The following is a 23,453-nucleotide window of genomic DNA, read 5'->3' as shown; positions in this document are numbered from 1 at the left end:
TTTATTTTCATTTTAGAACTGCTCAAAAATGATAAAAGCACAAGCATAATCATCGGAAATAACACCTAGGAGGAAGATATGGGAGAGGTACTGCTGACCACATTAATTTCGATGGGGTTGATGAAGTTGATGTGGATAACCTTATTGTTTTTATTGATATGGTTACCATCAGTGATTTATTGTTTACATTTAGGTAAGCAAAAAAATAGCCTTATAGTTAGTCTATTGAAAGGCATTTTATTTGGACCCATAGGTGTACTTTTAGTCCAGCAGTCAAGGAAAACAAGCTAAGTTAATTTTTTGAGCTCGTCTTAGCGCTATTGCAGTCAGCGCTTTTCTTTTTTATTGCATTGAATCTGCAGTAAGGGAGGAGACCATCACATCAGGTTATTTATTTTTCTCCATATTGCCCTTCATATTATTTCAGTGGTGCGGGTTTTAGTGTTGCGAATAGCACTCTATTCTCACATTGAATGACCATGTTAAAAATAAGAATACAGCTTTATTTTTAGGTATATACTTAGAGGTAATACTCTGGAGAGATCCCTAAGTGAAATGAAGGTACAGGATTAAGAGAAATATGAGCTCATAGTGCACATATTTTTATGACTGTTTGTATGCCGTGCAATTAATGATGCCGTTGTTGCATTTATCAGGTTTAAATGATCAGATTTTTCTAAAGGCAGGGTTTAAATGGAGTTAATTGGATAGGGGATGTTTGAATGCTATTGGTGATTCAGGCGGTATAAAAAGGACTGTCGGTATCATCATATTGTGCAACACCTGATTGAATAACCATGGAGAGGTGAGATGACAAAAAAACAGGGATGGAAGTTAACTCGAAATAAATTAATATCTCGGACATTACCCGAGTGGCTTCAAGAAAGAGTTGATTTAGGGGAATTGAATTTACTTGATGAAGAAACGCGACAAACGTTATTAACACAAACTTTATCTTCTTATTTGAAAGGCAAACCATTGTGGGTTTTTGCCTATGGATCATTGATGTGGAATCCCACGTTTCATTTTTCTCATGTAGAGCCTTGTACATTAGAGGGCTACCACAGACAATTTTGTATTCGTGATATTATTGCCAGAGGAACAAGTGCGATCCCAGCATTAATGTTAGGTGTTGAAGAAGGCGGTCAATGCCAAGGTTTGGGTTATGAAATTCCTGCTGCTGAAGTGAACAATGAACTTGAATTGCTTTGGAATAGAGAAATGCTGACAGGGGTATATATTCCGACTTGGGTAGAGATCATAACATCAGCAAATGAAACGGTGCCTGCTTTAACGTTCACAATGAACAAAGCGCATGCTAATTATTTACCCGGTTTATCATTGGAGCAAGTGAGTCAATCTATTGCGGCGGCTTCAGGTCCATTAGGAAGAAACAGTGATTACTTACTAAAACTTGTTGATTGTCTTGATGAACTTGGGGTAAATGATGTGGCGATGAGTCATTTAAAGCAAGTTTTGTTAAGTTAGTACATCTTGAATGTAGTTTTATAAAGAGATAGGGACTTTTCTTGAAGCCTTACAGTGTTAGCACTCAATAAAGGGTATTCATTAGGTTCAATATTCCTTTATTGAGGTATGGTGAGATCGTATCCTTGATCTTGATTGTAAAGTGAACGGTAAGTGTGGTTTGTGTCGATTTATTCTTCACCTTTTACTTTAGATTTCGTGTTGATTTTAGGGCTTCTTTTAGGTCTTTTTTCGGCAAGATTATTGAAAGAACTTGGTAAGACATCGACCCCAACCCATTTTCCGAGCTTAACAATGAGTGGTATTGTCAGTGGAGCAAAAGGCAGTACAGCAAACACCCCCAATCCTAAGCTTTTTAGCAAATCGGCAAATTGTTTATTCGCTTTGGCTAACTCTTCATGTGAGGCTTGTTTTTGAGTGTACCGCTTATAAGTGATGAGCATGTCTTTTGTTTCTTGTTTTTCTTGAGACAAGGCTTCTTTAATTAATAGCATATCACGCTTCAAACGCATCCAAGCTCGGCGTCGCCCAATACGAACAACACGTACTGGGGCTTTATGTATATAAGCATAAATTTTCATCCAAATATTGTCTCATAGCCGTGACATTAAGGCTATTAAAAATAAGCTAATTTAGTGGAAACAATTCTGTTAAGAAGGGCCATAAGCGAAATGAGGTAAAGTCTTTCAGTCATATCTGCTCAGAAGGAAAATAATAGACGCGACTGATTAATCCGTTTGAAAACTCATAAACTGACATCGATTGTTGTGTTTTTGGGCCGTTTTTACTTTGCCAGTGGGCGATTTCAACGGCGCTAACTCGATGACTCGATGAGATAATATCAGACAGTTTAGACTGGCATGTTGGGCAAGCTTTAAAATAAGCATCCATGTTCTCGATGAGTGCTTTCTTACCTTTAGTCTCGATCATGACTTTTTCATTTGAAATACTTATCCATTCAATATTATTAGTAACAAGGTTGGCCATAGCATGGCTATCATGGGCATTAAAGGCCTTAATGAATCGCTCCACGGTATTTTTAATGGTCTGCTGGACGGGATTGATAAGCGATAATAGGACTATTTTATTCAATAGCAAGTTCGATACAAATCAAATTTCTTCTTGGTGGTGGCATAGCCCTCTATAAATAGCAACCTAACCTTTAAATCGTGCACATGCACTTAACAAGTAAGTCAATACTCTAACCTAAATAAAAGTAATCTTAATATGCTGTATTTTAAGGTATTTATTGTGTTTTAGTGAGATGCACTAGCCTTAAGAGTTAGAAAATAAATTAGATTGCGGATGTCCGAATTATCCCTTACGATTTATTCAAGATTAGGCATTAGGGGCTCAAGCTACTTTGGTAAGCCCCCATGCTCGATGACTACATTAGACCAGTATTTTCCCCTAAAAGGGTATTTGGTGTAAGCATTTGCATTTAAATGATATTTTGTGTTTTAGCTAGATGTGCCAGTTCTGGGAATTCGAAAATAATTGTGGGTGTGTCAGTTATGCTCAGTTATGCTTCTTTCTTATGAAGTGATGTCAGTACAATGCCTTGAGCGAGTATTAAGTAGGCAATATAGAGACTAATGACCAAAGCTTATCAAGGCATTGGCTAGGTTTTTTTGGTTTTCAAAAGTCAAAACAAGTTTGACTCAACGGGAGCGTCCATATGTGTCTTCGTTGTTTTCCGTTGATCATTTTTTATGACAACATGCGTTTGTTGGACTTATATTGGCCACGCCTTCAGTGCTAAGTCGGATAGCTTATTTTGTCGCTGGCTAATCTCATCAATTCCCCAACTATCGTGCTTGCTTAAAGTCGATGTAAGTTGGTACTCAGAGTCATTGTAGAATGGTTTTTTGGCAGCAAAACCATCATTACCTATATCCGAATTTAACGATTTTTTTAGTAATGCCATATTACCTAATCTTTTGTAATTAGACTTCGCATCATCAGCATTAATATATCCCCACGCTTGAGATGGGTTCTCAGGTAAAATATGTTCCAATGTGACGATATCATTCGACGTATTAGGAACAAATTCAGGTTCCAAATCCCCCTTTTCAATCATTTCGAGAGCCCGTAAGTAATATCTAGCTAGGTAATTTTTTGAAACAGTTGCGGTCTCAAATGAAGATTTAAACTCATTATCACTTGGAGCTGAAGATTTCATGAAATCTGAAAGCTGTTTTGCTGTAGAAATTTCATTGTTATTAATCTTAAGAGCCCCTTCACAATACTTTTGCTCTAAAGCACCTCCACCTAGACCCCCAACTATTAGAAATCTGACAGAAACATTAACAAGTAATTTAAGCGCATTATCTACTTCTTTTTCATGAAAATTTTCTATTACCGATAATATCAAAGGCCGAACCTGTACCATCTTAAAAAAATTCAAAGTCTGCATTGATGTTTTTGAACTTGAAGGATAATTTGACCAGAAATTATCGTCACATGTAATTATTGCTGAATAGAGCTTGCTAGTATCGAACAAGCCTGATGCCAATGATATTGCTTCCGCCTTACTGGTTACATTTTTTTTGATTTTATCAAATAGGTCTTTTTCTCGAACCAGCCCGTGTTTCGAAGACCAGTAATTTCTTATGAAATTTATAACCGTTTTTTCATCTTCGGCCGATTCTATTGTAGATATTACTTGCACCCATTTATGTTGCACTTCAGTTACGCGATCTTCTGATTTGTAAAAAAGGTAGTTTTTTAAAAGATCAGATACTGCTAGTGCGAGTCCTCTATCATTGAGTGTTTCAAAAATAGTAAAGGCATTAGATTCATCAGGAACCCTGACTGCAATAACCTTCGCTTTTTCTTTTAGGTAATTAATCCATTGAACTAGGTCTTTTGTTGGGTCTGTAGTGATCCCAGTTAAATAGCGAACATAATTTTTCGCCTCTATGGCCGCCTTATTTATTCGCTCGTGTGATTTTTTTTCTGGTTTAATTTTTTTATTAGGTGAGTCGGGATTGTTGACAATTAGCTTTAAAAAATAGTCATGATCGGTGTCATTGAGACTAAGCTTAGGTAGCAACTCTAGTGTATCTAGGTCTTTCTTAGCTAGGTACTCATTAAATATCATTTGAGCACGTTCTTTCCCTTCATCTGTACCTAGGAGAAAGAAGTAATCACGTATTGCTGCTAAAAGTATCATTGTAGTAGCTAATCGTTGTTGTCCATCCACAATTTCTGGTCTTCCCTCTTCCTTTTCTGAAATCACAACTGATCCAAGAAAGTATTCACTAGATCCATTGTTAATTGCAGCACCTATATCTTGAAGGAAGTGTTTAACATTCTCTTCTTTCCATGCATAAGAACGTTGATATTTAGGCACAAAAGAGTTTTTGTCCTTAAGATTGCTATCAACACCACGTAAATCAATTTTTATTTCTTCCAGATTGCTCATTAATAATTCCTTAACTTACTTTCGACCGTGTTGCTTGGTAACATAGCGCTCTTTATAGCGAGCATGCTTGATTAGAGCAATTATTATTGAATTAAGCCATTAGTAAAAACACATATAAAAGCTAATCCTAATATACTGTTTTAAATGAAAATAACTTCTAACTGTATCAAACTTTAATCGAGTAAATCAGTAAAGCACTGAACCTTAATTCGAAGAAACATTTTTTCTTAGCTTGTGGGCTCCCCATCGGAGTAGCTTTAACTTTTCGATAAAAAATATTGTGATTGAGACAGGATGTTGAAAATAGTCTTAGTTGAGCCATGGACGGCGAATATGAGATGGTAGATTTTTTTGTATATCGAAAATTAAAGTGTTTTACTCCGTTGGGCGTTATGGAGGTCATTAGGAGGATAAGGACGAGCAGTCCTCCTAATCCCTGCGTGAGTGGGTACTCACGTTCATTCCTACCCTGTACGCAAACTCAACAAGTGCTTAATATCCAGCGGTTTATCATAGCGACAAAATTGAGGATTTTTCTGATCGATGGCATAAATGGACATGCGATCGGCCAGTTCATTGCCTTCAATGCCAATGTGAGCGGCGACGTGTTTGATGGAAATGTCATGTTTGAGCTCGCAATACAGCGCATAGGCTTGTTGAATGATCTCAAGGTTTTTAATGTCGCCCGCTTTTTGTCGTTTCCAGCCTTTGGCTTGCCAGCCTGTCGCCCATTGAGTGATGCAATTAATCGAGTATTGTGAATCACTTAAAATTTGTACCGATTGCTTGGATACGATGGCTTCTTTGGCCAGTAGCAACGCTTGATAGAGGGCATTAAGCTCAGCGGAGTTATTGGTGCCATTGGAATGGTACAAACCATAATACAGGGCGATTAATGTTGTTTTATGATAAAGGGCAACGCCGGATCCTGCTTCACCTGGGTTGGGTTCGCAACCCCCATCGGTATATAAGGTCACATCAAATTGTTGATGGCTCTCTTTAAGGGCCGTTGGTGTGGCCTTGGCTTTTGTTGTTGCCGTTTTTTGTTGTGTTCTACTTTGGCCGCTGCCTTGAGAAAAAGCCGCTTTGGCTTCGGCTTCGGTTTTAAAGGATTTGTATTGCGCACCGGCAAAATGTTCAACTTGTTTTTTGGTTTCATCCCACTGGGTAAAAATACCGGTTTTTCTGCCTTTCCATACCACATAAAACTTCTTTGCCATGATGTTCTCTTTTTCTCTATCGAGTGGTTCAATTTGAATGCCTGCTGAGTGAGCAAGGTTAGGTCACTTACGTTACTGGCGCGAGTGCATGTTTAGGATCGTCTTTTAACAATGCTGCCAGTTGTAAAATACCTTGTTGAAAATGGGTTTCGTCATTAATGGCCATCAAAGATAACCGTATGTATTCAGTGCCTGATGGCAGCGAGGGGTTATCTTGAGTAAAGAATCGGCCACTGCTGAGCAATATTTTTCTGTGTTTGGTCTCCATTAGCAAGGTGTCGCTGCGCCAATGAGTGGGAAGGGCAACCCAGATATGGTAACTGGTTTCATGGCTCGAGTAACGTAAAAATGACAAGGCGTGTCGAGTAAACGCTTGGCGTTTTCGAGCAATGTCTTTTTGGGTTTCCACCAATGTGAAGGCTTCACCTGAGTCGATAAGGCCTTGGGCTAGATGAAAGGTTAACGGGGAAGCGAGCCAGATAGAGGCACGAATACGAGCGGTTAATTTTCGAATTTCATCTCTGGGGGCTTTTAAAAAAGCACAGCGCAGGGCTGGACTAATGGCCTTAGAGAGCCCACTGATGTGAAAGCTTTGCTGGGGGATGAAATTGGTAATAGCAGGCAGCATGCTGTCATTTAAAAAGCCATATAGATCATCTTCTATTAACCAAGTTGAATGGGCTGCTATGATCTTTGCAATGGCTTTTCGACGTGTTAATGGCATGGTAATGGTAGTGGGATTTTGATAAGAGGGCAAAATGACCACTAACTTTATATCATTACTCTTTAAGGCTTGGTTGAGTGCATCAACTTGCATACCTTGCTCGTCCATGGGAATGCTTATAAGGGTTAATCCGTGGAGCTGGGCAATGGATAAAATACCAGGATAGGTATATTGCTCGACGGCAATCACATCACCGGGCTGAGTATAGGTTTGTATTAATATGTCTAACGCATTTTGTGCGCCATTGGTTAGCAGGATTTCTTGAGCATGAACAACGTCTAATCCAAAGGTGCGTGCCCACTTTGCGCCAGCTTCTTTATGGGCTATATGGCCACTATGATCGGCATAGCCCAATATATCTAGGCTTAAATCTTGTGCACTTTGTCGAAAGGCGGCCTGTAATGTACTTTGGTTGTATTTCAAACAGGGCTGCAGAATGGAAAAATTATATTCTTGTTCAATGTCGGTTGCTTGTATTGCATTTTCAAGTCGGGAGTTGGCGCAGACAAAGGTGCCTTTACCCACAAAAGAGATGACTTTTTGTTGTTCCATTAACAATGTATAGGCTTTTGCAACGGTACTGGGCGTGGTGCCCAGTTCTGTGGCTAATACTCTGTGTGGAGGCAGTTTTGTGTTAGCTGGGTATACACCCTCTAAAATACGATTGTCGATAGTTTGAGCAATATGCCTAAACTTATTATTACTCATGAAGAGCAGTCCTTGAAGTCAACGAAAACTGGATCGAATGTCAGTGTAAGGAGAAAAGATCAAGAAGTAAACCTATGTCAAAGTGGTGACAAACAAAATTGACATAGGTCAATTTATCGGTATACACTCAGTCAATATTCATTCTCTTACACTTTTCACATAGTAAGCACAGTGCTATTTATGTTTTAAAGTTTAACATTCAAACAGGCAGGGGTGTATGAAATCAATAAAAGTGGCATTTATCGGTTTAGGGGTTATGGGGTTTCCAATGGCAGGCCATCTACAACAAGCGGGCTATGCAACCACAGTGTTTAATCGCAGTGGCGATAAAGCGGATAAATGGTGCCAAACCTATCAGGGCAATCAAGCTAATACACCAAAAGCCGCCGCTATGGAGGCTGATATTGTGTTTGTATGTGTGGGTAATGACGATGATGTTAGAAGTGTCATTTACGGTGATACTGGGGCGGTAGCCGGTATGAAGCCTGGCGCGATTTTGGTTGATCATACCACGACCTCAGCCACTTTGGCGGTTGAGCTCAGTGATTTTTGTCAAACTCATGGGATGCATTTTATTGATGCGCCAGTATCGGGCGGGCAAGCGGGGGCAGAAAATGGGGCATTAACCGTTATGTGTGGTGGTGAAGTATCCATATTTGACCGAGTGCAATCTGTCATGGATGTGTATGCGAAACAAAGCACCTTACTGGGCGAAAATGGCCAAGGTCAGCGGTGTAAAATGGTGAATCAAATTTGTATTTCAGGCGTGCTAAGGGGATTAAGTGAAGCACTGACCTTAGCAGAGAAAGCCAATTTAAATATTGAAGATGTGGTGAATACTCTGAAACATGGCGCAGCGGGCTCATGGCAAATGGAAAATAGAGCGGCGACTATGGCGCAGAATACCTTTGATTTTGGTTTTGCGATAGATTGGATGATAAAAGACTTAGGCATATGCTTGGATGAGGCGGCAAAGCATGGGTTAAGTTTACCATTAACCGAGTCGGTGAATGATGACTATCAAGCTTTATCGAATCAGGGTTTAGGCCGTATGGATACCTCAGTACTCATTAAGGCGTTGAAAAAGCCTTAAAGGATATGGGAACGGGCAGTCGCTATTGAACCTAATAGCGGCTATTTTATTGAATTAGCGATAGTGTTTTATTTTTGGTTTTATTATAAGAGTAAAAGTGGTGATAGCCTAAATTTTAAGTAAGTGCAAAAAAAATAAACTATTTTGTTATCAGTTTTTTATTTTAAATCATTTAACATGAGTGATTTTTAATATATATTTAATAGCTTCTTTTTAGATGGCTTTATTTCCACTGCTTGTTGTTAATTATCATTTTACTGTTGTAATTTAGGAGGGAAGTTTCATTTTACTGATTATTTCCTCAATGAATATACTAAGGTTTCAAAATGGTTAGCAAACATTCAGTCCATACTCTCGCCGATATTGAAGTTATTGAAAAAAAACCATATTCCATGTTGGATTTACCTGCAAATACCTATGATTTAATTGTGAAATCGAGTATTAACTCCCCAGATCGAGATGCCATTATTTTGGTTGAAAGTGGAGAAGAGCCGACAAAGGTAGCTGCGCGATATTCGTATTGTGAATTAGTTCAATATATGCATCGTACTGCTAATATGTTGAATGCGCTGGGGTATGGTAAAGATGATGTCGTGACCCTTTTATTACCTAATGTGCCTGAAGCCCATTTTTTTCTTTGGGGTGGAGCCCTAAGTTGTAAAATTAACCCCATTAATCCGCTATTAGAACCTGAAATGATCCGCGATATTATGTGTGGCGCAAACAGTAAAGTCTTGGTTGCATTAGGGGAGGGGGCTCACTCAAATATTTGGGAGAAAGTCATTGCGATTTGCGATCATATTCCAAGCTTGGAAACCATTATCTCTATTGGTGGCGATCTTAAATTTAACCAAAGTGATATAAATAGTATCGACTTTGGTCATCAAGAATATTATCGGTATGAAAGCGTTATTCATGAATACAATTCAGCCTCTTTGGATAACACTCGTTCCATTAAAAGTGATGATATAACTACGTTATTTCATACGGGAGGGACAACTGGTAAACCTAAGTTGGTTCAGCAAAATCATGCTAATCAAATTTATATTTGCGCTATGATCGATGCCATAACAGATCTTGAATCTGAGGATACCATTCTAGTTGGGTTACCTATTTTTCACTGTAATGCGGCGATTATCTCAGGTTTGATGCCTTTATCGATTGGTAGTACGATTTTGATTGCAGGGATTGATGGTTATCGAACACCAGGGATTGTGGCGAATTTATATCAAATGATTGAACATTTTAAAGTGGCAAGTTTTAGTGCGGTACCCACAATATATGCGGCATTAGCTCAAATGGGTACGCCGAGGTATAAATTAGACAGTCTAAAATTTGCAATTTGTGGCGCCGCGCCAATGCCCGTTGATTTATTTAAAAAATTTCAAGATCTTACTAAAATTAAATTGATTGAAGGATATGGGTTAACAGAAACAACCGTTGCAACAAGTTTAAATCCCATGGCAGGAACACCCAAAATTGGTTCTATTGGTTTGCGTTTTCCTTATAGCGATATGTGTTGTGTGAAACTCAATGATGATGGCCAATTATTGCGTTTATGTGAATCAAATGAGATAGGTGTACTGCTTGTTAGAGGGCCGCATGTTACATCTGGTTATACGCAATCAGAAAAAAATAAGGGGCTATTTGTTACTGACTTTGATGGCATTAAATGGCTAAACACGGGGGATTTAGCGAGAAAAGATGAAGAGGGTTTTTTCTGGTTAACAGGGCGTTCAAAAGATATGATCATTAGAGGCGGACATAACATTGATCCGTTAATGATAGAGGAAGCTTTACAGGCGCACCCGGCAATTGCATTCTCTGCCGCTGTTGGTCGTCCAGACCGTTATTCAGGTGAAGTGCCTGCAGCATATGTTGTGCTGAACACCGGATGTGACATTACCGAGGCTGATATTTTAGCATATGCTAGAAAAACAGTACCTGAGCGTGCCGCAATACCTAAGGTTATCCGTATTCTTGAGCAATTACCTGTCACGGCAGTGGGAAAAACCTTTAAACCTAAATTGGTCTGGCTGCAAATTGAAGAGGTTTATCAGGAAGTATTATCTAAAGGGTTGCAGGGTGTGCAAGTTGAAGTGAGTGCTGGGGCTCATGATGAGTACGGGATATTGGTTGATATTAAGGTAACACTGGCACAAAATGCCAAAGAAAAAAATTCAGATATTACCTTAAGAGCGTTAGTGCAGGACATGCTTAGTGAATTTACGCATCGCTATCAACTGACCTTTGTGGGTTATTAAATGGTGATCTAACAGCATTATTCATGATATTGAAGAAAATAAAAATTAATGAGTAGCAATGAAAATGGATGAATAGGCTGATCATGTTTTTAGATTAATAGCCTATTCATCTATAAATGTGTCTCAGTTTGTGATTATGGCTTAAAGCGTTAAGCTGAACTTATTTTATTAACCAGAACTCGGGATGATAAGTGTCTGGATAAAAGATTTAACTTAAAATCAATTGTCTAATTGATTCTTTTTTTCTTTTTTAAGTTACTCTTTGCAACGTGCCGATATCTAATGGCGCGACTCAACTCGAGTTCAGCCTTATAAGCGAGCTCGGTTTTCATTTAATGGTGTTTCAATATTTATCCCTTTTTTATTTTTCCCAATGATTAATGCTAGGACACCTATACTCACGATTATGCCACTGATGCTTGATACCATGATTGGCAGTCCTGCCCCTAAGGTATCTGAGTTCAATAAAAAACTTATCACGACCGTTGTCATGAATAATGCCGGTAAGCTGGCAACCCAATGCAATTTCTGGTGTCGTAATAAATAGGCGGAGCTGGTCCAAAGCATGATGACGGCTGTCGCTTGATTCGCGACGCCGAAATAGCGCCACAGTACTGCAAAATCAATTTGAGTTAAGATCCCACCGACAATGAACAAGGGAATAGCGAACAGCAGTCGTTTAGGCAGTGATTTTTGAGGAGTTCGAAACATTTCCGCAAGGATAAGTCTTGCCGAACGAAAGGCTGTATCGCCCGAGGTAATAGGCAGAATAATCACGCCTAATATGGCCAAGCCGCCGCCAATCGTACCCAATAGTACATGGGATGCGTCATACACTAAATTGGCTGGATTACCGGCCATAGCAGTATTGAGACCTGCTACACCATCATAAAATGATAGGGCAATGGCACACCAGATCAAGGCAATGATCCCTTCACCAATCATGGCGCCAAAGAACACAAAACGTCCATTGGCTTCGTTTTCCACACAGCGTGCCATGAGTGGAGATTGTGTGGCGTGAAAGCCCGACACCGCGCCACAAGCAATGGTAATAAACAATGCTGGCCATAAGGGCATGTTATTAGGGTTTAAATTGCTAAAGACGTCACTTACTTTATAACTGGCTAGCAATTGATGATCACTTGACAGAATAAGTGCAATAGTGAGCCCTGCGGACATAAATAATAATAAAGCGCCGAAAAAAGGGTAGAGTTTACCAATAATTTTATCAATGGGGACTAAAGTAGCCAGCAAATAGTAACTAAAAATGAGGATAACGAATAAGCTGACATGCCACCCCGTGAGTTTGCTGAGTAGTCCTGCTGGCGCGGAAATAAATACCACACCAACGAGCAGCAGCAGTATAATAGCAAAAAAATTAGTGAAATGTTTTGCAGGCTTACCTAAGTATTTTCCCGCTAGATTGGGTATCGATTGTCCTTGATTTCGAATAGATAACATCCCTGAAAAATAATCATGCACTGCACCAGCAAAAATACAACCTAAGACAATCCACAGCATGGCAGCAGGCCCATAGAGAGCACCTAATATGGGGCCAAAAATAGGCCCCACACCTGCGATATTGAGTAATTGAATTAAATAGGCTTTTCCCTTTGATATGGGAATAAAGTCAACCCCGTCATGATGTTTAAAGGCGGGGGTTTGATTATGTTTGCTGATCCCAAACACTTTTTCAACAAAGGTGCCATAAATGACGTAGCCACCGATTAATAATCCGATACAGAGTAGAAACCACAACATATTTTTCCCCTCAAGATAAAATATTTTTATTATTTAATCTGAACTCGAGATGTCGAGTGTCAGGTATAGACAAAATTACATTTACAATTAACATGTTAATTGGCTTACTTATTTTAATTTATTTCACTTTTTGCTAAATGCCGATATGTTTGTCGATATCAAGGCAAGATTTCGTGCCTAATTGCCCGCTATTAGTAGAAAATACAACACAGATAGGGGCATAAAATAGCGATATTTAACGGCGCTGCTTAATTCGAGTTAAGGTTATTTATTATGTTATTAATATGTCTATTAACGCTCGACACATGAAAGCTAAACGTTAAAGTGTTGAGATAGGTGGCGCACATGCTTTGTGTAATGAAACACCATACAAAGCGTACAATAAAAAGGCAATAGATTGATGTATAAAAAAGCCAACGAAATTTTATAGTTATTCTTATGTTGGTATACAAGTTAATTGGTGAATGTCTGTTTTATGCACTATAAGTAGAGGTACAGTTTGTTGTTGAGACATGAATGATGTTGTGGTTTCCTCTCGCTAATATTTGTCGTTATCATTCCTTTTTTATCTTGCTTTTACTTGGCTTTTTATGGGCTCAGCCCGTAAAGGCCGCCTGTGATCCTCAGTCCTTATTTCAAGCACCCCAAATGGTGTTAGCTTGCTTTATGCAAGCTAAAAAGAAAGGCTCGCTACCAAAATGGCGGCTAGATGATTCAAGTCAATCAGGTAATATCACGATTTATCAGTATCAGCTTAGTAGCATTTTTTGGCCATCAAAGGAGATCAGCAAAAAAGGGACGACTTGGCGGCATCAAATTAACTTATATCGACCCAATCAACTGAATACGACACGCCCTCATCAGGGGTTAATGATCATTAATGGCGGGGTCAATCATCCGCTGAATAATGATGCTGTGAGTCAAAGCAATAATATGGATGCACTGGCAATAGCAAAAGCGACGAATGCCTATGTGATGGAAATTAACTTCTCGCCTAATCAGTATCTTACTTTTAGTGATGGAATCGAGCGTAAAGAAGATGATTTGGTCGCATATAGCTGGAGCCGTTATTTGGATGATCCCACTCAAGCCTATTGGCCTGTTCATTTACCGATGGCGAAAGCGGCAATAATGGCGATGGATGCAGTGCAAGCGATAGCAAAAGATCAAGGTTGGGTTATTCCTACCGATTTTGTGGTTTCAGGAGCCAGTAAGCGAGGCTGGGCGGCTTGGTTAGTGGCTTTAGCTGATGAGCGTGTTAATGGTATTATTCCAATTGTGATTGATATCCTCGATACTAAAGCCAACCTTAAACATATTTATCAAAGCTTTAAGGGCTGGCCACCGGCATTTCAAGATTATATTGCTCAAGGGATCACAGAAAGAATTGACTCAAGTGCCTTTAGTCAATTGATGCAAATTGAAGATCCCTTAACTTATGACGATAATCCGGTTTATCAAAGGCGTTTAGCGATCCCTAAATATATTATCAGCGCCGCAGGCGATGACTTCTTCGCGGCCGATTCAGTGAGTTTATATTTAAAAAAACTGCCAGGTTTAAATACATTAAGAGTGATACCAAATCAAAGTCATCAAATTAATATGGCTTTGGTGACTCAAGAGGTGATTAATTTTTATGGGACGTTCATTGAAAATGTCTCGCCGCCGTCATTAAATTGGACGTTGAGTAAACAAGGGAGAATGACGGCAGTACAAACCCATAGTGCACCTATTACGGCGCGTTTATGGCAGGCATTTAATCCTAAATTGCGCGATTTTAGAGTCAATGCTGGCGTTGTGTTTACCTCAAGCCGTTTATCGGGGAAGTGCGATAAAAAAAGTTGTCAATTTCCTATCGCTAATGTGACAGAATCTAAAGGGTACTGGGCTCGATTTGTTGAAATGTCTTTTGCAACTGCGACAGGAAGCATAACAGTGACGACGCCAATTGTTGTGAGTGGCAAAGAGTGGGTAGTGGGGGAAGATTTAACTGAATTACTGAAAAATGCGAAAAAGGCACCTGATGTGGCACAAAAACAATAGGACCTACTCATTTAAGTAATGATTATTAAGAATAAAAAGCGCCAAAAGAGGCGCTTTTTTATGATTGTTTTTTTGTTTAGCGCTTCAGTGCTTCATTAAGCAGTGGACGAAAACTTTTTACCATCGTCGTTGTGGCTTTAGGTGAGCCTGCAATGATATTACCTGAGCTTAAGTAGTTATGGTTACCGGTTAAGTCAGTGACAGTTCCACCCGCTTCACGAACAATAAGATCGCCCGCAGCGATATCCCATGGTTTAAGGCCAATTTCAAAGAAACCATCTAAACGGCCCGCTCCTAAATAAGCTAAATCAAGAGCGGCAGAACCTGCACGGCGTAAGTCTGCACATTGGCTGAAGACTTCTGAAAACATGTTCATGTACGTTTCAGTGTGTTGTTTTGCTTTAAAGGGAAAGCCTGTACCGATAATTGCATTGTTGAAATCAGTTGATTTATTAACGCGAATACGGAAGTCATTCAGTTTGGCACCTTTTCCACGAACGGCAGAAAAAAGCTCATCACGAATTGGATCATATACAACTGCGACTTCTGTTTTACCTTTAAACTGCATAGCAATTGAAACGGCAAAATGAGGAATACCACGAACGAAGTTATTAGTGCCATCCAAAGGATCAATTATCCACACATAATCGCTATTTCCGACGCGGTTTTCACCTTTTTCTTCACCAATAATGGTGTGATCTGGGTAAGCCTTACGGATTTGATAAACAATAGTAGATTCAGCTTCCTTGTCCACGTTAGTGACATAGTCATTAATTCCTTTGGAGCTGACTTCAATACGATCAAGCTCGGCAAAGGCGCGTACAATAGTTTGGCCGGCAGCGCGAGCAGCGCGCACAGCAATAGTTTGCATTGGAAGCATGGTTGCTATCCCCTGGATGTTAAAGAACGGATACGAATAATCGGAGCGGGATTATACGTGATTTATCCGTTATATCAAATATTGATTTAAGTATAAATTTTTTCATGAGTGTGTGGTAACATTCCCATCAATCATCTTCTATAAAATTAAGTCGTTTAATGCTAAGTAATATACGCGTTGTTCTCGTCGGAACTTCTCATCCGGGAAATATTGGTTCTACAGCCCGTGCAATGAAAACCATGGGGTTATCCTCTTTATATCTTGCAGAGCCTAAAGTGGCACCTGATGGTCACTCTGTTGCTTTAGCGGCGGGTGCGTCAGATATTCTTAAACATGCAGTGACGGTTGATTCTGTTGAAGAAGCCATTGCTGATTGTTCGATGGTGATTGCGACAAGCGCGCGCAGTCGTACCCTTGATTGGCCTATGCTTGATCCCCGTGAAGCGGGAGAAAAACTGGTTGGTTCTGCAATGAATGGCTCTGTGGCCATTGTGTTTGGCCGAGAAAATAATGGCTTGACCAATGAAGAATTGCAAAAATGTACTTACCATGTGGCGATTCCGGCAAATCCGGAATACACCTCATTGAATTTGGCCCAAGCGGTGCAAATTATTTGTTATGAAGCCCGTATGGCCTACCTTAACTCGACAAAGATAGATTATCCTAAAGTTGAGGAAGTTTATCCACTGGCCAAAGATCAAGAGAACTTTTTTACTCATTTGGAAAATACTCTATTATCCACAGGCTTCATTGTAAAAAATCATCCCGGTCAAGTGATGACAAAATTACGTCGTTTGTTTAGCCGCGCTCGAATTGAACGTGCTGAGATGAACATTTTACGTGGCATATTAACCTCTGTTGATAAGAATGTGACTGATAAAAAAGTCATGGATAAAACCTCAAGCGATCAATAGATAACAAGGAATCTTTACCATGTTTGCAAGGCTTAAAGATGATATTGCATCAATATATCACCGAGATCCCGCCGCAAAAGGCACTCTGGAAGTATTGCTCAATTATCCCGGCATGCAAGCAATTTGGATCCACCGTATAAGTCATAAACTTTGGTTGAAAAAATGGCGTTTATTGTCTCGTTGTTTATCCACGTTTTCCCGCTGGTTAACTGGGGTTGAAATTCATCCGGGTGCAACCATAGGGCAGCGCTTTTTTATTGATCATGGTATGGGGGTCGTGATTGGCGAAACGGCTGAAATTGGTGATGATTGTACCTTATATCATGGCGTGACACTGGGTGGAACAACTTGGAAAGCGGGTAAACGTCACCCGACATTAGGCAATAATGTTGTTGTGGGGGCAGGAGCACAGATTTTAGGTCCTATCACAATGCATGATGGTGCAAGAGTCGGCTCAAATTCGGTTGTGGTTAAAGATGTGCCTAGTGAGACGACGGTCGTGGGTATTCCTGGGCGCGTAGTTACAACGGTGTCCCAGCAATCTAAAGAAACCCTTGATCGCCGTAATGAAATGGCCAAAAAATATGGATTTGATGCGTATGCCGTCTCACCCGATAATCCCGATCCCGTGGCTAATGCAATAGGGCAAATGCTTGATCATATGCACTTAATGGATACAAAAGTACAAGATCTCTGTCAAGCAGTGCAAACAATGGGGGGGAATGTCTGCACCGATAAGTTACCGGATCTTGAAATCGATGAATTCAGTGATGCTGAGCTAGCAGCCGCGCAAAAACGCCAACATGGCTTGGATTAATTTGAACCGATTATTTAATAATCTTACCCGTATCAATATTGCTTTATTTTAAGGGTTGTTGAAAGGGCGTTTGAGGCAAATAAAAGTGCGATTTTCATTGAATATTGGCGGATAAAAAGGTTAAATACCGAGCTTGAGATGTGGGTGGCTTCGATGATTTATTTAAGCAAGCTGAAAATCAATAATACTTGAGTAAATGACTAGGTTTAATACTTGACTAATTTACTCGGGTATGTTGAAATTAGACTATGCTTTTTAGGCGTTTTTAGGAGCCGAAGTCGACATGAAACTTACATCGAAAGGTCGGTATGCCGTCACAGCTATGTTGGATGTTGCAATGCATTCTACTGCTGGGCCAGTGCCACTGGCTGACATTTCAGAGCGTCAAGGGATATCATTGTCCTATCTAGAGCAACTCTTTGCTAAATTGAGAAAAAATGAATTAGTTTCCAGTGTCCGCGGGCCGGGTGGAGGATATCGCCTAGGTATGAATGCCTGTGACATTTCTGTGGGAATGGTGGTGCGTGCTGTCGATGAGTCTGTGGATGCGACTCGTTGTCAAGGTCAAGGGAATTGCCAAGGTGGAAGTCGTTGTTTAACGCATTCACTTTGGGGAGATTTAAGCGACCAAATATCCGATTTTTTGAATGGTATCAGTCTTGCGGGCTTGATGCGTAAACGAGATGTGCAGTTTATTTCTGTTCAGCAAGATAAGTTACAACAGGAGCAAAGGTTGGGTGCGTAATCCTCTTTTGCGATGATTATAAAAATAAATTTTTGTACGTTGTGAGTAGCCTGTGATAGACGGGGTACACAGTACGGAGTGTGAGATGAAATTACCTATCTACTTAGACTATGCTGCGACAACACCGGTTGATCCCCGTGTCGCAGAAAAAATGATGCAATGTATGACGATGGATGGCATTTTTGGTAATCCAGCGTCGCGTTCTCATCGTTATGGTTGGCAAGCCGAAGAAGCGGTGGATATTGCACGTAACCAAGTTGCTGAATTGATTAATGCCGATCCCCGTGAGATTGTTTTTACGTCTGGGGCGACAGAATCTGATAATTTGGCCATTAAAGGTGTGGCACATTTTTACCAGAAAAAAGGTAAGCATATCATCACCAGTAAGACGGAGCATAAAGCGGTACTCGATACTTGCCGTCAGCTTGAGCGTGAAGGTTATGAAGTCACGTATTTGCAGCCTGAAGATAATGGATTGATCCCCCTAAGCATGCTTGAAGAAGCGATGCGCGAAGACACCATTTTAGTCAGTATCATGCATGTGAATAATGAAATTGGTGTGATTCAAGATATCGATGCGATTGGTGAGCTATGTCGTTCACGCAAAATTATTTTCCATGTGGATGCAGCGCAAAGTGTTGGCAAGATGATTGTTGATGTGCAAAAAACCAAAGTGGATTTATTATCGATTTCAGCTCATAAAATGTATGGTCCTAAAGGGATTGGTGCACTATATGTGAGCCGTAAGCCTCGTATTCGCCTTGAAGCAACGATGCACGGTGGCGGGCATGAGCGTGGTATGCGCAGTGGTACGTTAGCGACTCATCAAATTGTGGGTATGGGCGAAGCGGCTGCTATTGCAAAAACGGATATGGACAGTGACAATGCTCGAATTTTGCGCTTGCGTAATAAATTATGGGATGGCATTAAGCATATCGAAGAGACGTACATTAATGGCGATCTTGAGCAACGCTATTGCGGCAGTTTAAACGTGAGTTTTAACTTTGTTGAAGGCGAGTCATTAATGATGGCACTGAAAGATTTAGCCGTATCTTCAGGCTCAGCTTGTACCTCAGCAAGTTTAGAACCAAGTTATGTATTAAGAGCACTGGGCCTCAATGATGAGATGGCGCATAGCTCTATTCGTTTCTCAATTGGTCGTTTCACGACCGATGAAGAGATTGAGCATGCAATAGAAACAATTACTCAATCTATTGGTGTATTGCGAGAGATGTCTCCTCTATGGGAGATGTTCAAAGATGGTATCGATTTGGACTCTGTCCAATGGGCACATCATTAATCGTTCACGAATAGATAAATTGGAGAAGTACCATGGCTTATAGCGAAAAAGTAATCGATCATTATGAGAATCCTCGCAATGTGGGTTCATTTGACAAAAACGATCCTTCAGTCGTGACTGGAATGGTAGGGGCACCCGCTTGTGGTGATGTCATGAAACTGCAATTGCGCATTAATGACAGTGGCATTATTGAAGATGCAAAATTTAAAACCTATGGATGCGGTAGTGCCATTGCCTCAAGTTCATTGGTGACGGAATGGGTAAAAGGGAAGTCCGTCGAGCAAGCACTTGAAATTAAAAATACGGATATTGCTGAAGAGTTAGCGTTACCTCCAGTGAAAATTCATTGCTCTATTTTGGCTGAAGATGCGATTAAAGCCGCATTAGATGAATATAAAACCAAAGACAGTTAAGCGTTGGAGTTAAGATGACAATGACGATTACGCCTGCGGCGGCGGAGCGAATAAAGAGCTTTTTAGCCAGTCGTGGTAAAGGCTTAGGTTTGCGGATCGGATTGAAGACATCTGGCTGCTCAGGGATGGCATACATCCTTGAGTTTGTTGATGATCTGAATGACGACGATGAACTTTATGCTATCGATGGTGTGAATATTATCATTGATGCTAAGAGTCTAGTGTATCTTCAGGGCATAGAGTTAGATTTTGTAAAAGAAGGCTTAAACGAAGGTTTTGAGTTTAATAATCCTAATGCAAAAGGCGAGTGTGGTTGCGGTGAGAGTTTTACCGTTTAACTGGATCTCTGATAAATAATGAATTACTTTGAATTATTTAGTTTTTCTCCTTCTTTTGATGTCGATACCGCCTTACTTGCTCATCGCTATCGCGATCTGCAAAAGGCGGTTCATCCCGATAAATTTGCGCATTCTACCGAACAAGACAAGCGATTAGCGGTACAACGTACTGCGCAGATCAATGATGGATTTCAAACACTCAAAAACCCTGTGTTGCGTGCAGAGCATCTACTGGCCTTAAAAGGCATAGTGTTGAGTCATGAGTCGACAACAGTGAAAGATACCGCGTTTTTAATACAGCAAATGCAATGGCGTGAATCCTTGGAAGACATTACGGATAGTCATGCACCTGATGATTTAATTAGTGATCTTAATCAATCGTTTACTGATTACTCTCTATTAATAACGTCCACTTTGGCTCGCTTACTTGAGAGTGAGGAGCAATCAGATTGGTTGCTAGCGGCTGATCATGTTCGCAAGTTAAAATTCATGGTAAAATTGCAGGATGAATTGATTAAGGTTGAAGATGCCTTATTCGATAATGATTAATTTTCAGTTTTTAGCTATTTAAGTCAGTTAGCTATTTAATAAGTTAGGTAGGTGAGAGTCGATCCCAATATTGCCTTGCTAATGTGTCATATCTTGTTCAAAGCAGATAATGGGTATGCCACAGATGTTCAGAAGCATTCGTTAACCGATCGGTGTCACTTACCTCATCAAGTTGGACAAATATGGCACTTTTTCAAATTGCTGAGCCTGGGCAGAGCGCAGCGCCTCATCAACACAGATTAGCTGTGGGGATTGATTTAGGCACCACGAATTCCCTTGTTGCTGCTGTTCGTAGCGGTGAGGCGAAGACCCTTCCCGATCACGATGGAAGACACTCCCTTCCATCGGTTATTCGTTATACTCAAGAAAAGGTTTATTTCGGCCATGAAGCCGACGCTTTTTCTGCACAAGATCCTCAAAATACGATTATTTCTGTTAAACGTTTTATGGGTAGAAGCGTGGCAGATTTACAGTCCAATAAGCTCATTTCGGCTTATCATTTGGCAAGCAGTGAAAATGGTTTACCTTTGTTTAACACAGAGCAAGGTCAAGTGAACCCTATTCAAGTGTCTGCTGAAATTTTAAGGCCTTTGGTCGCTCGAGCAGAGGAGAGCCTAGGTGGCGAACTTGAAGGAGTGGTGATCACTGTGCCGGCTTATTTCGATGATGCACAGCGTCAAGGCACCAAAGACGCCGCAGGGCTAGTGGGAGTGAAAGTACTTCGATTACTCAATGAGCCGACAGCAGCTGCCATCGCCTATGGACTCGATTCTGGTCAAGAAGGTGTCATTGCGGTTTATGATTTAGGTGGCGGCACCTTTGATATCTCCATTCTCCGTTTAAACAAAGGTGTATTTGAAGTATTAGCCACGGGTGGCGATTCTGCATTGGGCGGTGATGATTTTGATCACCTTTTGGTGGCGGCATTGATTGAGCAATGGCAATTAACCGATATGACGCCAAGCCTTGAAAGGCAATTGCTTATTGAAGCAAGACGAGTTAAAGAAGCATTAACCGACAATGCTATGGTGAAGGCTTCAATTACACTGGATGAGCATCGGGTACTCGATTTTGAGGTGACTCGTGAAGCTTTCGATACGCTTGTGTTACCGTTAGTGAAAAAAACCATTAGCAGCTGTCGCCGCGCCATGCGTGATGCGGGCGTTGGTGTGGATGAGGTGCTTGAAACTGTCATGGTGGGGGGGTCGACACGAGTTCCTCTTGTGCGTGAACAAGTGGCGAGCTTTTTTAAAAAGACGCCATTAACCTCCATTGATCCTGATCGAGTTGTGGCCATAGGGGCTGCCATACAAGCGGATATTTTGGTGGGTAATAAGCCTGATACAGACTTATTGTTGTTAGATGTCATCCCATTATCATTAGGTATGGAAACCATGGGAGGCCTAGTTGAAAAAGTCATCCCTCGTAATACCACCATTCCTGTTGCCCGTGCACAAGAGTTCACCACGTTCAAAGATGGACAAACAGCGATGGCTTTTCATGTCGTGCAAGGTGAGCGGGAATTGGTTGATGATTGTCGTTCACTTGCGCGGTTTAATTTGCAAGGTATTCCTGCATTGTCAGCAGGAGCTGCACATATCCGTGTGACTTTTCAAGTGGATGCTGATGGACTACTCAGTGTGACGGCGATGGAAAAGTCAACAGGTGTGCAATCTAGCATTCAAGTTAAACCGTCATTTGGTTTATCGGATGTTGAAATTGGCAATATGCTTAAAGATTCCATGACCCATGCAAAAGAAGATATTAGTCGCCGAATGTTAGCGGAGAAGCAAGTGGAAGCGGCTCGTGTGATTGAGTCATTATCGGCGGCATTAGATAAAGACGGTGACTTACTGAGTGGTGAAATGCGCAGTCAAATTGAAATTAGCATGCAGGGTTTAGCAGAGCTTGCGGCAGATGAAGATGGTGATGCCATTGAAAAAGCGATTGAAGATTTAGATCATTTGACCCAAGATTTTGCTGCTAAACGTATGGATAATTCTATTAAACTGGCTTTAAAGGGCCAGTCTGTTGATAATATATAGGTAACAAGATGCCACAAGTTGTATTTTTACCCCATGAAGAGTTATGCCCAGAAGGGGCGGTGATTGAAGCAAAGGAAGGCGAAACTGTTCTTAATGTTGCTTTAAGAAACGGTATTCATATCGAGCACGCTTGCGAAAAATCCTGTGCATGTACCACTTGTCATGTTGTTATTCGTGAAGGTTTTGATGAACTTGAAGAGAGTGATGAGCTAGAAGATGACATGTTGGATAAAGCGTGGGGATTAGAGCCTGAAAGTCGACTGTCGTGTCAATCGAAAGTGCCAAGCACAGATCTTGTTGTTGAAATACCTAAGTACACCATTAACATGGTCAGTGAAGGTAATTAAATTCGCCTGAACTTTTCAGTGAAAGCATGAGATTGAAAAAGCCAACTCTGTATGAGTTGGCTTTTTTAGTACTCAGTATTAAGCACTGGTAGAATAGCAAAGGTAAATATAGTCCCCTCCAGAGCCTTTGTTAAGGTCGTGATCAAGCCTTGTAAACCCAGAAGGTGCTTGAAGTTCGGGATCTGAGCCGCTGATCACATCGAGATCTTGGATGGCAATACTATCGATAAAATTTAAGTTGGCTTTTTTAGTACTCAGTATTAAGCACTGGTAGAATAGCAAAGGTAAATATAGTCCCCCCCAGAGCCTTTGTTAAGGTCGTGATCAAGCCTTGTAAACCCAGAAGGTGCTTGAAGTTCGGGATCTGAGCCGCTGAT

General features: G+C 40.6%; 21 protein-coding genes. 13 read left to right on the top strand and 8 right to left on the bottom strand.

Annotated elements, in window-relative coordinates; translation table 11 throughout:
• Positions 1-810: 810 nt before the first annotated feature.
• Positions 811-1,488 (top strand): gamma-glutamylcyclotransferase, encoded by a 678-nt coding sequence (locus Q0976_RS22975; protein ID WP_299496965.1) that lies wholly within the window; start codon positions 811-813, stop codon positions 1,486-1,488.
• Between the two features lie 170 nt (positions 1,489-1,658).
• Here Q0976_RS22975 and Q0976_RS22970 read toward each other — a convergent pair whose 3' ends face one another.
• The 5 genes from Q0976_RS22970 to Q0976_RS22950 form a co-directional block, all read right to left on the bottom strand.
• Complete coding sequence (locus tag Q0976_RS22970; RefSeq protein ID WP_299496963.1) at positions 1,659-2,069, bottom strand: hypothetical protein; 411 nt, start codon at positions 2,067-2,069, stop codon at positions 1,659-1,661.
• Between the two features lie 109 nt (positions 2,070-2,178).
• Positions 2,179-2,580 (bottom strand): nuclear transport factor 2 family protein, encoded by a 402-nt coding sequence (locus tag Q0976_RS22965; protein ID WP_299496961.1) that lies wholly within the window; start codon positions 2,578-2,580, stop codon positions 2,179-2,181.
• Between the two features lie 643 nt (positions 2,581-3,223).
• On the bottom strand, positions 3,224-4,915 hold the full coding sequence (locus Q0976_RS22960; RefSeq protein WP_299496959.1) for a DUF262 domain-containing HNH endonuclease family protein: 1,692 nt from the start codon (positions 4,913-4,915) through the stop codon (positions 3,224-3,226).
• A gap of 464 nt (positions 4,916-5,379) precedes the next feature.
• A complete protein-coding gene (locus tag Q0976_RS22955) occupies positions 5,380-6,135 on the bottom strand; it encodes a ribonuclease H family protein (protein ID WP_299496957.1) in 756 nt (251 codons plus the stop codon).
• A 67-nt stretch (positions 6,136-6,202) separates the two neighbouring features.
• Positions 6,203-7,567: a PLP-dependent aminotransferase family protein gene (locus tag Q0976_RS22950; protein WP_299496955.1), complete on the bottom strand. Its 1,365-nt coding sequence runs from the start codon at positions 7,565-7,567 to the stop codon at positions 6,203-6,205.
• A gap of 217 nt (positions 7,568-7,784) precedes the next feature.
• Here Q0976_RS22950 and Q0976_RS22945 point away from each other — a divergent pair, with 217 nt between their 5' ends.
• Together Q0976_RS22945 and Q0976_RS22940 are read left to right on the top strand one after the other, a co-directional pair.
• Positions 7,785-8,660, top strand: a complete 876-nt coding sequence (locus Q0976_RS22945; RefSeq protein ID WP_299496953.1) for an NAD(P)-dependent oxidoreductase — start codon at positions 7,785-7,787, stop codon at positions 8,658-8,660.
• Positions 8,661-8,986: 326 nt separating this feature from the next.
• Positions 8,987-10,924, top strand: a complete 1,938-nt coding sequence (locus Q0976_RS22940) for an acyl-CoA synthetase (protein ID WP_299496951.1) — start codon at positions 8,987-8,989, stop codon at positions 10,922-10,924.
• Between the two features lie 309 nt (positions 10,925-11,233).
• On the opposite strand, the gene Q0976_RS22935 is transcribed toward Q0976_RS22940, so the two are convergent.
• Positions 11,234-12,685 (bottom strand): carbon starvation protein A, encoded by a 1,452-nt coding sequence (locus Q0976_RS22935; protein ID WP_299496949.1) that lies wholly within the window; start codon positions 12,683-12,685, stop codon positions 11,234-11,236.
• A 516-nt stretch (positions 12,686-13,201) separates the two neighbouring features.
• Here Q0976_RS22935 and Q0976_RS22930 point away from each other — a divergent pair.
• On the top strand, positions 13,202-14,728 hold the full coding sequence (locus tag Q0976_RS22930; protein ID WP_299496947.1) for a PhoPQ-activated protein PqaA family protein: 1,527 nt from the start codon (positions 13,202-13,204) through the stop codon (positions 14,726-14,728).
• 76 nt (positions 14,729-14,804) lie between these two features.
• Here the strand turns inward: Q0976_RS22930 and suhB are convergent, their stop codons facing one another.
• Positions 14,805-15,608, bottom strand: coding sequence for an inositol-1-monophosphatase (suhB, locus tag Q0976_RS22925; RefSeq protein ID WP_299496945.1), 804 nt, complete (start codon positions 15,606-15,608; stop codon positions 14,805-14,807).
• Between the two features lie 158 nt (positions 15,609-15,766).
• Here suhB and trmJ point away from each other — a divergent pair, with 158 nt between their 5' ends.
• The 9 genes from trmJ (at position 15,767) to fdx (ending at position 23,076) form a co-directional block, all read left to right on the top strand.
• Positions 15,767-16,522: a tRNA (cytosine(32)/uridine(32)-2'-O)-methyltransferase TrmJ gene (trmJ, locus tag Q0976_RS22920; RefSeq protein WP_299496943.1), complete on the top strand. Its 756-nt coding sequence runs from the start codon at positions 15,767-15,769 to the stop codon at positions 16,520-16,522.
• 19 nt (positions 16,523-16,541) lie between these two features.
• Positions 16,542-17,339, top strand: coding sequence for a serine O-acetyltransferase (cysE, locus tag Q0976_RS22915; protein WP_299496941.1), 798 nt, complete (start codon positions 16,542-16,544; stop codon positions 17,337-17,339).
• Positions 17,340-17,622: 283 nt separating this feature from the next.
• Positions 17,623-18,084, top strand: coding sequence for a Fe-S cluster assembly transcriptional regulator IscR (gene iscR / locus Q0976_RS22910; RefSeq protein WP_299496939.1), 462 nt, complete (start codon positions 17,623-17,625; stop codon positions 18,082-18,084).
• 85 nt (positions 18,085-18,169) lie between these two features.
• Positions 18,170-19,384: an IscS subfamily cysteine desulfurase gene (locus Q0976_RS22905; protein WP_299496937.1), complete on the top strand. Its 1,215-nt coding sequence runs from the start codon at positions 18,170-18,172 to the stop codon at positions 19,382-19,384.
• 32 nt (positions 19,385-19,416) lie between these two features.
• Complete coding sequence (gene iscU / locus Q0976_RS22900) at positions 19,417-19,797, top strand: Fe-S cluster assembly scaffold IscU (protein WP_299496935.1); 381 nt, start codon at positions 19,417-19,419, stop codon at positions 19,795-19,797.
• A 14-nt stretch (positions 19,798-19,811) separates the two neighbouring features.
• Complete coding sequence (iscA, locus tag Q0976_RS22895) at positions 19,812-20,135, top strand: iron-sulfur cluster assembly protein IscA (RefSeq protein WP_298769192.1); 324 nt, start codon at positions 19,812-19,814, stop codon at positions 20,133-20,135.
• Positions 20,136-20,153: 18 nt separating this feature from the next.
• Positions 20,154-20,684 carry a co-chaperone HscB gene (gene hscB / locus Q0976_RS22890; RefSeq protein WP_299496932.1) on the top strand — a complete coding sequence of 177 codons (531 nt, stop codon included), beginning with the start codon at positions 20,154-20,156 and terminating at the stop codon, positions 20,682-20,684.
• 182 nt (positions 20,685-20,866) lie between these two features.
• Positions 20,867-22,729 (top strand): Fe-S protein assembly chaperone HscA, encoded by a 1,863-nt coding sequence (hscA, locus tag Q0976_RS22885; protein ID WP_299496929.1) that lies wholly within the window; start codon positions 20,867-20,869, stop codon positions 22,727-22,729.
• An 8-nt stretch (positions 22,730-22,737) separates the two neighbouring features.
• Positions 22,738-23,076 (top strand): ISC system 2Fe-2S type ferredoxin, encoded by a 339-nt coding sequence (gene fdx / locus Q0976_RS22880; RefSeq protein ID WP_299496926.1) that lies wholly within the window; start codon positions 22,738-22,740, stop codon positions 23,074-23,076.
• Positions 23,077-23,154: 78 nt separating this feature from the next.
• Here fdx and Q0976_RS22875 read toward each other — a convergent pair whose 3' ends face one another.
• The gene (locus tag Q0976_RS22875; RefSeq protein ID WP_299496924.1) at positions 23,155-23,358 is read right to left on the bottom strand and encodes a hypothetical protein; all 204 of its coding nucleotides are present in this window, start codon (positions 23,356-23,358) and stop codon (positions 23,155-23,157) included.
• Positions 23,359-23,453 lie beyond the last annotated feature (95 nt).

The sequence above is a fragment of the uncultured Shewanella sp. genome (assembly GCF_947501665.1).
In the GTDB taxonomy this organism is placed as follows: Bacteria; Pseudomonadota; Gammaproteobacteria; order Enterobacterales; family Shewanellaceae; genus Shewanella.
Note: the sequence above shows the minus strand (reverse complement) of the source record. Positions and strands in the feature narration are given on the sequence as shown.

Bases quoted from the DNA above. Each gene is read 5' to 3' on its own strand.
- hscA (WP_299496929.1), top strand. From the start codon at position 20,867: ATGGCACTTTTTCAAATTGCTGAGCCTGGGCAGAGCGCAGCGCCTCAT.
- Q0976_RS22905 (WP_299496937.1), top strand. From the start codon at position 18,170: ATGAAATTACCTATCTACTTAGACTATGCTGCGACAACACCGGTTGAT.
- cysE (WP_299496941.1), top strand. From the start codon at position 16,542: ATGTTTGCAAGGCTTAAAGATGATATTGCATCAATATATCACCGAGAT.
- Q0976_RS22975 (WP_299496965.1), top strand. From the start codon at position 811: ATGACAAAAAAACAGGGATGGAAGTTAACTCGAAATAAATTAATATCT.
- Q0976_RS22970 (WP_299496963.1), bottom strand. From the start codon at position 2,069: ATGAAAATTTATGCTTATATACATAAAGCCCCAGTACGTGTTGTTCGT.
- Q0976_RS22960 (WP_299496959.1), bottom strand. From the start codon at position 4,915: ATGAGCAATCTGGAAGAAATAAAAATTGATTTACGTGGTGTTGATAGC.
- suhB (WP_299496945.1), bottom strand. From the start codon at position 15,608: ATGCTTCCAATGCAAACTATTGCTGTGCGCGCTGCTCGCGCTGCCGGC.
- iscR (WP_299496939.1), top strand. From the start codon at position 17,623: ATGAAACTTACATCGAAAGGTCGGTATGCCGTCACAGCTATGTTGGAT.
- Q0976_RS22950 (WP_299496955.1), bottom strand. From the start codon at position 7,567: ATGAGTAATAATAAGTTTAGGCATATTGCTCAAACTATCGACAATCGT.
- Q0976_RS22945 (WP_299496953.1), top strand. From the start codon at position 7,785: ATGAAATCAATAAAAGTGGCATTTATCGGTTTAGGGGTTATGGGGTTT.
- iscU (WP_299496935.1), top strand. From the start codon at position 19,417: ATGGCTTATAGCGAAAAAGTAATCGATCATTATGAGAATCCTCGCAAT.
- Q0976_RS22935 (WP_299496949.1), bottom strand. From the start codon at position 12,685: ATGTTGTGGTTTCTACTCTGTATCGGATTATTAATCGGTGGCTACGTC.
- Q0976_RS22955 (WP_299496957.1), bottom strand. From the start codon at position 6,135: ATGGCAAAGAAGTTTTATGTGGTATGGAAAGGCAGAAAAACCGGTATT.
- hscB (WP_299496932.1), top strand. From the start codon at position 20,154: ATGAATTACTTTGAATTATTTAGTTTTTCTCCTTCTTTTGATGTCGAT.
- iscA (WP_298769192.1), top strand. From the start codon at position 19,812: ATGACAATGACGATTACGCCTGCGGCGGCGGAGCGAATAAAGAGCTTT.
- Q0976_RS22940 (WP_299496951.1), top strand. From the start codon at position 8,987: ATGGTTAGCAAACATTCAGTCCATACTCTCGCCGATATTGAAGTTATT.
- fdx (WP_299496926.1), top strand. From the start codon at position 22,738: ATGCCACAAGTTGTATTTTTACCCCATGAAGAGTTATGCCCAGAAGGG.
- Q0976_RS22930 (WP_299496947.1), top strand. From the start codon at position 13,202: ATGATGTTGTGGTTTCCTCTCGCTAATATTTGTCGTTATCATTCCTTT.
- trmJ (WP_299496943.1), top strand. From the start codon at position 15,767: ATGCTAAGTAATATACGCGTTGTTCTCGTCGGAACTTCTCATCCGGGA.